This is a genomic window from Bordetella petrii (genome assembly GCF_020991325.1).
In the GTDB taxonomy this organism is placed as follows: domain Bacteria; phylum Pseudomonadota; class Gammaproteobacteria; order Burkholderiales; family Burkholderiaceae_B; genus Bordetella_A; species Bordetella_A petrii_E.
This window is the reverse complement of record NZ_JAJMLX010000291.1, coordinates 1-5434: the sequence shown is the minus strand read 5'-3', so window position 1 is coordinate 5434 and position 5434 is coordinate 1. Positions and strand designations below refer to the sequence as shown.

The 5434-nt window shown below is 65.9% G+C and carries 4 protein-coding genes; 3 read left to right on the top strand and 1 reads right to left on the bottom strand.

Going from position 1 to position 5434, the window contains the following annotated elements:
• The first annotated feature begins 99 nt into the window (after positions 1–99).
• The 3 genes from LPZ50_RS21120 to LPZ50_RS21110 are packed head-to-tail and all read left to right on the top strand — an operon-like array spanning position 100 to position 3838.
• On the top strand, positions 100–771 hold the full coding sequence (locus tag LPZ50_RS21120) for a response regulator transcription factor (RefSeq protein ID WP_230664665.1): 672 nt from the start codon (positions 100–102) through the stop codon (positions 769–771).
• A 50-nt stretch (positions 772–821) separates the two neighbouring features.
• Complete coding sequence (locus LPZ50_RS21115; protein ID WP_230664663.1) at positions 822–1940, top strand: sensor histidine kinase; 1119 nt, start codon at positions 822–824, stop codon at positions 1938–1940.
• Positions 1937–3838, top strand: a complete 1902-nt coding sequence (locus LPZ50_RS21110; RefSeq protein ID WP_230664661.1) for a potassium transporter Kup — start codon at positions 1937–1939, stop codon at positions 3836–3838. The genes LPZ50_RS21115 and LPZ50_RS21110 overlap by 4 nt, the downstream gene beginning before the upstream one ends.
• Positions 3839–3912: 74 nt before the next feature.
• On the opposite strand, the gene argG is transcribed toward LPZ50_RS21110, so the two are convergent.
• Complete coding sequence (gene argG / locus LPZ50_RS21105; RefSeq protein ID WP_230664659.1) at positions 3913–5250, bottom strand: argininosuccinate synthase; 1338 nt, start codon at positions 5248–5250, stop codon at positions 3913–3915.
• Positions 5251–5434 lie beyond the last annotated feature (184 nt).

Here is a 5434-nt window from a genome sequence, read left to right as displayed (position 1 = left end):
GCGCCGGGCGCGGCGAGGGCACCGGCCAGCGCACCGGCTGCGGCTCCCGCCAACTGAGCGCATTACCCGGTCGTGGCATCTTCGCGCTAGAATCGCCGCATGCGAGTTCTCGTAATCGAAGATGACACGACCCTGGGCCACGCGCTCCAGGAATTCCTGGCCGACCAGGGGTACGCAGTCGATTGGCTGACAGACGGTGAAAAGGTGCTTGGCGCCTTGGCCGGCCAGTCTTACGACTTGCTGCTGCTCGACCTGAATCTGCCGGGACGCAGCGGCCTCGACGTGCTGCGCCAATTGCGCCAGGACGGCAATCAGGTTCCCGTGCTGATCGTTACCGCCCGCGATGGCCTGGACGACCGCGTGGCCGGCCTGGACGCCGGCGCCGACGACTACGTCACCAAGCCTTTCGACCTTCCCGAGCTGGCCGCCCGCGTGCGGGCCTTCGGGCGGCGGCGCGCCGGCCAGGCGCAGCCGTTCATCGAGGCGGGCACGCTCACGTTCGATACGGTCGGCCGCGAGGTGCGCGCCAATGGCCAGCGCCTGTCGCTGTCGGTGCGCGAACTCTCGGTGCTGGAAATGCTCATGGCCCGCGCGGGCCGGGTGGTCACCAAGCGCCAGATCGTCAATTCGCTGTCGGCCTGGGATGCCGACTTCAGCGAGAACGCCGTCGAAGTCTATGTCTATCGCCTGCGCAAGCGGCTGGAAGGCTCCGGCACCAGTATCCAGACAGTGCGCGGCTTCGGTTATATGCTGGACACCGAGTCGGCGTGAACTCCTCGCGCCGGCCCACGCGCTTTCATGCCCGGCCGGCGCCATCCACTATGCCGGATTCTTCTTCTCCTGCTTCCACCGGCGCGAGCGCGCGCTGGAAGCTGCCGCGCGGGTCGCTGGCCCGTTACCTGGTAAAGCGGCTGCTGCCGCCCATCCTGGTGCTGGTGGCGCTGGATCTTCTTGCCACCTGGGTCATCAGCCACAAGTTCGATATGGCGGGCTGGATGCTGGAAGATTTCTTCTGGCTGATGGTGCTGGGCCAGGCCATCCTGGTGTGCGTGTTCGCGGCGGTGATCATCCAGGGCGTGCGCTCGGGCCTGCGCTCGGTCAACCATCTGTCCGACGAGATACGTCAGCGCTCTATCGACGATATGCAGCCGCTGGAAGTGGCGGGCGTGCCCGTCGAGATCGAGCCCCTGGTCACCCATACCAACGACCTGCTGCTGCGCCTGGATGCCTCGCTGGCGGCGCAGCGCCGCTTCATCGGCCACGCCGCACACCAACTGCGCACCCCTCTGAGCGGGCTGCGCATGGAATCGGAACTGATGCTGGCGCGCCCCTTGCCCGACGACGTGCGCGCGCGCGCCGAACGCATCAAGGCCGTCAGCGACCGCATGATCCGCCTGGGCCAGCAGTTGCTGGTGCTGGCGCGTTCCGATCCGAACGCGCGGCCGCAGGACAGCTTCGTGCGCATCGACCTGTGCGAATGGGTGCGCGCCAGTGGTGCCGAGTGGATTCCGCATGCGCGCGCCGCGCATGTCGAGGTCGACCTGGTGGCCCCGGATTACCCGGTCTGGATCGACGGCGACCCGCTGCTGCTGGACGAACTGCTGGGCAACCTGATCGACAACGCCGTGCGCTATGGCAAGGCCCCAGGCAACATTACCCTGACGGTAGGCGTGAATCCGCCTTCCCTGACGGTGGAAGACGACGGCCCCGGCATTCCAGGCGATGAGCGCGAGCGGGTCTTCGAGGCTTTTTACCGTTCGCCGGGCAGCAGCGCCGGAGGCTCGGGGCTGGGCCTGGCCATCGTGCGTGAAATCGCGCATGCGCACGGGGCCTGGTGGAAGCTGAGCAGCCGGCCGGAATATCCTGGCACACGTCTTTCCGTGGTCTTTCCCGGCCCCCGCAAAGGGGCGCAACTGACTCGTCACGACCGAGCATCATGACACACCAATCTCACGGCGCCGGGGCGCCAGCGGGACACGCGCCTTCTTCCCGCGCGGCCCTGGTCATGGGGGCCCTGGGAGTGGTGTACGGCGACATCGGCACCAGCCCGCTGTATACGCTGCGCGCCTGTCTGGTTGGCTTCGCCGACCTCGAGCCGGAACATATCCTGGGTGTGCTGTCCATTCTGTTCTGGCTGTTGATGCTGGTGGTGTCGTTCAAGTATGTCACCCTGGTGTTGCGCGCGGATAACCGGGGCGAGGGCGGCACGCTGGCGCTGTTGGAACTGGCCGTGCGCGGCCGGCAGGGGCGGGCGCGCTGGCTGCTGGTGGTGCTGGGTATTTTCGGCGCGTCGCTGTTCTACGGCGACAGCATGATCACGCCCGCCATTTCGGTGCTGTCGGCCATCGAGGGCATAGGGGTGGTATCCCATACCCTGGACCCCTGGATCGTGCCCTTGTCGCTGGCCGTGCTGATTGTGCTGTTCAGCATCCAGTCGCGCGGCACCGGGGCCATGGGCAAGCTGTTCGGGCCGGTGATGGGCGTGTGGTTCGGCACCCTGGCGCTGCTGGGGGGCTGGCAGATATGGCAGGCGCCGCAAGTGCTGGAAGCGCTCAACCCCATCTGGGCCCTGCGTTTCATCGACGATTTCCCGCTGGGCAGCTTCCTGCTGTTGGGCGCGGTGGTGCTGGCGCTGACGGGGGCCGAGGCGCTGTATGCCGACATGGGCCATTTCGGGCGCCCGGCCATCCGCCGTGCCTGGTTCATGATGGTGCTGCCGGCGCTGGTGCTGTGCTATTTCGGGCAGGGCGCGCTGCTGCTGCGCGAGCCGCAGGCCATCCGCAATCCCTTCTTCCTGATGGCGCCCGAATGGGGGCTGGTGCCGCTGGTGGTGCTGGCCACCATCGCCACGGTGGTGGCGTCGCAGGCCGTGATCTCGGGGGCGTATTCGGTGACGCGGCAGGCGGTGCAGCTGGGGTTCTGGCCGCGTATGCAGATCCTGCACACATCGGCTGCCGAGAAGGGCCAGATATACCTGCCGCAGGTCAATGCGCTGCTGCTGGTGGCCGTGCTGATCCTGGTGATGCTGTTCCAGGACTCGGAAAGCCTGGCCGCCGCCTACGGCTTCGCCGTCACGGGCACGATGCTTACGACCACCATCCTGGCCTTCTCGGTGCTGCCGCGCGGAAGCACCGGCGGCATGCGGGTAGTGTGGCTGGCGGTGCTGGGTCTTCTGCTGCTGATCGACATCCTGCTGTTCGGCGCCAACATATTCAAGATCCACGAGGGAGGCTGGCTGCCGTTGCTGGTGGGGTCGGTGGTGTTCACGATGATGATGACCTGGCGCCGTGGCCGGCAGTTGCTGGTCCAGATGCAAAGCCGCGACCGCCAGCCCTTGAAGGAATTCATGCTGCAGCTTGAGGAATACCCGCCGGCGCGGGTGCCGGGCACGGCGGTTTTCATGACCATGAACCCCGGGGTGGTGCCGGCGGCGCTGCTGCACAACCTGAAACACAACAAGGTATTGCACGAGCAGGTACTGTTCCTGACGATCAATGTGGCCGACGTACCTTATATGGCCGAGGACGAGCATTTCGAGCTTCAGCGGATCAGCCCGTCGTGCTGGCAGGTAGAGGTGCGCTACGGGTTCAAGGAAGACCCAGACGTGCCGGATGCATTGCGGCGGGTGGCCGAAGCGTATCCCGAGGTTGACCTGGACGCGATGCGCACGTCGTTTTACCTGTCGCGGCAGACGGTGGTGCCGGCCAGGCGGCCGTCCATGCAGCGCTGGCGCCGCGGGTTGTTTGCCTTCATGGCGCGCAACGGCACGCGCAGCACCAAGTTCTTCAAGATTCCGCCGAATCGCGTGGTCGAGATGGGGATGCAGGTGGAATTGTAGCCGCCGGGGGCAGGGCAGCAATGCAAAAGGGGGCCGGCGGCCCCCTTTTTATGCTGGCTGCTATTACTTTGCTATTACTTCTTGGCGTCTTTCAGTTGCGGCAGCGAGGCGCCGCCCGACGAGGCCAGCAAGCCGGTCTGCACGTAGGTGAACAGCTTGTCGCGCGTATCGGTGATGTCCAGGTTGCGCATGGTCAGTTGGCCGATGCGGTCGGCCGGGGTGAAGGGGGCGTTTTCCACCTTTTCCATGGACAGGCGCTCGGGCGCGTACGTCAGGTTAGGCGATTCGGTGTTCAGCAGCGAATAGTCGTTGCCGCGGCGCAGTTCCACCGTGACTTCGCCTGTGATGGCGCGCGCCACCCAGCGCTGGGCGGTTTCGCGCAGCATGATGGCTTGCGGGTCGAACCAGCGGCCCTGGTACAGCAGGCGGCCCAGCTTGCGGCCGTTTTCGCGGTACTGCTCGATGGTGTCTTCGTTGTGAATACCGGTGACCAGGCGTTCGTAGGCGATGAACAGCAGGGCCAGCCCCGGGGCTTCGTAGATGCCGCGGCTCTTGGCTTCGATGATGCGGTTTTCGATCTGGTCGCTCATGCCCAGGCCGTGCCGGCCGCCGATGCGGTTGGCTTCCATCATGAGTTCGACCGGGTCGGCGTATTCGACGCCGTTCAGGGCGACAGGCTGGCCTTCTTCGAAGCGCACGGTGACTTCTTCAGCCTTGACCGCCACGTCGTCGCGCCAGAAGGCCACGCCCATGATGGGCTTGACGATCTTGATGCCGGAATTCAGGTGCTCGAGGTCTTTGGCTTCGTGGGTGGCGCCCAGCATGTTCGAGTCGGTGGAATAGGCCTTCTCGGCCGACATCTTGTAGTCGAAGCCGGCCTGGCGCATGTATTCCGACATTTCGGCGCGGCCGCCCAGCTCGTCGATGAACAACTGGTCGAGCCAGGGCTTGTAGATTTTCAGGTCGGGGTTGGTGAGCAGGCCGTAGCGGTAGAAGCGCTCGATGTCGTTGCCCTTGTAGGTGCTGCCGTCGCCCCAGATGTTGACGCCGTCTTCCTTCATGGCGGCCACCAGCATGGTGCCGGTGACGGCACGGCCGATGGGCGTGGTGTTGAAATAGGTGATGCCGGCCGTGGTGATATGGAAGGCGCCGGACTGCAGGGCGGCGATGCCTTCGGCCACCAGTTGCGCGCGGCAGTCGATCAGGCGGGCGTTCTCGGCGCCGTACTCCATGGCGCGACGCGGGATGGCATCGTAGTCGGATTCGTCGGGCTGGCCCAGGTTGGCCGTGTAGGCATAGGGGATGGCGCCCTTGTTGCGCATCCACAGCAGCGCGGCGCTGGTGTCCAGGCCGCCCGAAAAGGCGATGCCGACCTTCTGGCCGACGGGAAGGTTGGGGAGGATAGTGGTCATTGTGTGATCGAGGACGGCAACGGGCTGCGGGTTATGCGGTTGAACCTGGGATTTTACCGCGTTTGGTTGGGGGGATTGTTCTTGCTCCGTCCCGCGGCGCCCGGGCGGGTGGCGTCGGCGATGTGCGCCGGGCTCGGGCGCATACGGGCGCCCTCGGCACGCTGCGCGTGCTGCCCCGCCGCCC

Bases quoted from the DNA above. Each gene is read 5' to 3' on its own strand.
- LPZ50_RS21110 (WP_230664661.1), top strand. From the start codon at position 1,937: ATGACACACCAATCTCACGGCGCCGGGGCGCCAGCGGGACACGCGCCT.
- LPZ50_RS21120 (WP_230664665.1), top strand. From the start codon at position 100: ATGCGAGTTCTCGTAATCGAAGATGACACGACCCTGGGCCACGCGCTC.
- argG (WP_230664659.1), bottom strand. From the start codon at position 5,250: ATGACCACTATCCTCCCCAACCTTCCCGTCGGCCAGAAGGTCGGCATC.
- LPZ50_RS21115 (WP_230664663.1), top strand. From the start codon at position 822: ATGCCGGATTCTTCTTCTCCTGCTTCCACCGGCGCGAGCGCGCGCTGG.